Origin of the sequence: Streptomyces sp. yr375 (assembly GCF_900110755.1) — a bacterium.
Taxonomy (GTDB): domain Bacteria; phylum Actinomycetota; class Actinomycetes; order Streptomycetales; family Streptomycetaceae; genus Streptomyces.
Genome location: NZ_FOFF01000106.1, coordinates 1 through 3,188, shown reverse-complemented (window position 1 = coordinate 3,188; position 3,188 = coordinate 1). Strand labels below are relative to the sequence as shown.

The window sequence follows — 3,188 nt, the reverse complement described above, 5'->3', positions numbered from 1 at the left end:
CAGAACCTCGCCCCGGCAGCGTAAACACCCGCTGTCCAGTTCGCGGGGGGAACTTCAGGACGATCTGCCGCCCTACCTCGTGGCCGCCTTCACGTATCTGTGCAGCGAGGTCTGAGTGATGACAAGCCTGTACGCGCCCGACGTCTTCATCAAGGACAAGGTCGAGGCACTCGCCCAGCAACTCGCTCTCGAACTGCCGCACCAGGAACAGTGGGACTTCATCCAGAGCGCGGAGCGCCTGGACCTGCAAGCTGCCCCCGGTTCGGGCAAGACCAGCCTGATCGGGCTCAAGCTCGCTCTGATGGGCCAGGGATGGAACTCGCTCACGCGCGGCATCTGCGTCCTGTCCCACACCAACACGGCCAAAGACGAGATCAGCAGCCGCCTCACCGTCACACCGGCGGGACGCCGACTGCTGCAGTACCCGCACTTCATCGGCACGATCCAGTCCTTCACCAACACCTTCTTCGCCCTGCCCGCCCTCCGAGCCCGCGGCATCGAAGTCCAGGCCGTCGACGACGACACCTACGCGGCCGCGGCCCTGCGCCTTCTGGAACGCCACCCCGCCTTCCGTACGCTGAGCACCTTCCTCGGAAAGCGCCGCAACGGCGACGCACTCGTGTCAGAAGCCCGCTACGTGTGCGATGCCGGAAAACTCACCACGACGGGACCGAACGGCACCCAGCCGTTCAAGCCCGACAGCCCCAGCGGCCGGCAGTTCGTGGCACTGAAGGAGAAGCTCACCGAGCAGGGCATCTTCCGCTACCACGACATGTTCGCCCTCGCGGAGCACCACCTCTCCCACCACCCGCAGCTCGCCCAAGCCGCTGCTCACCGCTTCCCCTTCGTCCTCCTGGACGAAATGCAGGACACCAGTGACTTTCAGCAGCGCCTGCTCGACAAGGTCTTCGGTTCCCCGAGCACGGTCGTCCAGCGAGTGGGCGACGTCAACCAGCGCATCTTCACCGACGGACCCCGTGTGGCCGAGCCGTCGTCGTTCCCACTGCCCCACGCCGCCCAACTTCCCGTCAGTCGCCGGTTCGGCAGCAAGGTCGCTGCACTCGCCAGCGACCTCACCATTCACCGACGTCAGCGCATCGAGGGTGCTGGCCATGACGGGACGATCGCCCTCCTGCTCTTCGACGACAACACCGTCGGCGACGTTGTGCCGGCGTTCGAACGCATGGCAGCCGCCGCGGTTCCTCGTCCGCTGCTGGTCGACAGCCCGCCGCGCGTCCTGGGATCCCGCCTCACCCGGGGCGGCGCGAAGGTCTTTCCGCAGTCCGTCTCCTGCTACGTCCCCGGCTTCACCACCGTGCCCGGCCAGGCAATTGGCAGCCTCATCACATCGGCACGCACCGCCCAGGCGCACCGGCAAGCCGGCGACAACCACGCAGCCGTCACACTCCTGTGGAACGCAGTCCGTGAGGTCGCCCGACTCGCCACCTCGGGCAGCCTGCCCCCGTTGAGACGCCTGGATCGAGACCCGGCCACCGCCGGGGGCAGGACACGCCACCTCCTGCACGACGTGCTGACGAGCCCACTCGACAGCCACGCCGAGTGGGCAGTCCTCACCGCCCGGCTCCAGCGAGTGCTGTCCGACCTGACCCAGAGTCCCCTGAAAGGGGTTGCACGCCTGACAGATCCCCTCGCGCACGTCCCCTGCACTGACCAGCCAGCCCCAGTGCCTGAAACGTCGGCGGATGCGGACCCCGGGGTAGTGCCGTCGGTTGCGGGATCGATCCAGAGTGCCAAGGGCGAGACCCACGCGGCCACGCTCATCCTCGAATGCCTGGAACGCAGCGGCAAGAAGTACGACGTACACGAGGTCCTCGGACTCCTGAGCCGACAACAGGACCCCTCTAACGCCCTGCCCACGATCCAGCACGCTGCGCAACTCGTCTTCGTGGGCGCCACCCGCCCCACCCATCTACTCGCCTTCGCCGCGCACCGCACGAGAGCCGAACTGTACGTTGAGGCGGTGACGGCTCGCGGCTGGACTGTCCACGACGTGGACGCCATGGCCGCCCACTGAGCAACTCTTGGCTGCTCTCCTACGAGCGCGCGCAGACGCCGGAACACCGCATGACTGCCTTGCGACTTACCCACAACTGGCCCGTGCCCTGGGCAGGTATCGCAGCACAGACCGGAAGCCGCCCTTGCGCCCGATCGGAATATCCGCTCAGGCATTCGCTCTCTGTGTGATGGGAGGGGGAATGTAACTCTGTCTGTAAGGAACGGAGGGTGCAGCCCCTGGCGGGGAAGAACATTGCTCGCCAATATGGTGTTGTCTTGTTTTTGATGCGGGCGCGTCCCGAGGTTCAGGAGTGCGGGAAAAGCGTCGGTCAGCCGTAATTCGGGCAGCCACGCTGAACGGTATGCGTCTGACTCTCGTGCGATTACTGCTGTCTCCTGTCACCAGCAGCCGCGCCGCCTGGGCCATGGCCCGGAGTCGTGGTCAGCTCTCCTTCGATGCGGCGTGGCGCCGAGAACGCCTGGCCAGACACCCTGATGAGCTGGTCTACCGGCTACACGGGCACCTGCCACCGCATGGCCAAGAAGCCGGACCGGACGCGGGTTCCGTATCCGAGAATCCGGGCGCAGAGCCAGACCGCGGATACGAGAAATGAAACCATCGATGCGTGATAAAAGTGACTCCTGATGTTTAGGAAACGCACGTGGCGGAAGGGGGATGACGCCTTTCGGTCATGTTTCCAAAGGGGAGATTTTGTGGTCGGTAAGCGAGTGAGAATTTCTGACACGAATCGACGCGAGCCAGGGGGATTTCATGTCTGACTTCAGTGCTCTGTCCGCACTGCTCGGTGCGGGGCTGCCTGCCACGTTCACATTCCTCTACCAGCGGCTTGAGAATCTGCTGGACCGGCGAGGCACCCCTGAGACCGAGTTGGCAGCACCCGTGCCGCTACGGGGCGAGTTAGCCCTGCCGCTGACCGTCGACGAGGAACAACTCGCGGTGCACCAGGGCGAGCTGGAGCTGCTGCGTGACGCTCTTGGCGCGTACCACCGCGGTGCGACGCCCGTCGAGGTGGGCAATGCCGAGCTGCTACGGATGCTCGGGAGGCTGCGCGGCAGGCTAGTGTCCTGAGTCGTTAGTTCGTTTGCGGTTGTAGGGTGGGGTGATGCCTGGTCCGAAGCCCTTGCCTCTGGAGCTGTCCGGTCACGAACGC

General features: G+C 65.4%; 2 protein-coding genes. Both read left to right on the top strand.

The genetic code is table 11. The features are described from left to right. The first annotated feature begins 118 nt into the window (after positions 1–118). Positions 119–2,035: a UvrD-helicase domain-containing protein gene (locus BMZ82_RS38965; RefSeq protein WP_093782104.1), complete on the top strand. Its 1,917-nt coding sequence runs from the start codon at positions 119–121 to the stop codon at positions 2,033–2,035. A 753-nt stretch (positions 2,036–2,788) separates the two neighbouring features. Then, the gene (locus tag BMZ82_RS38955) at positions 2,789–3,106 is read left to right on the top strand and encodes a hypothetical protein (RefSeq protein ID WP_093782102.1); all 318 of its coding nucleotides are present in this window, start codon (positions 2,789–2,791) and stop codon (positions 3,104–3,106) included. The last annotated feature ends 82 nt before the right edge of the window (positions 3,107–3,188 follow it).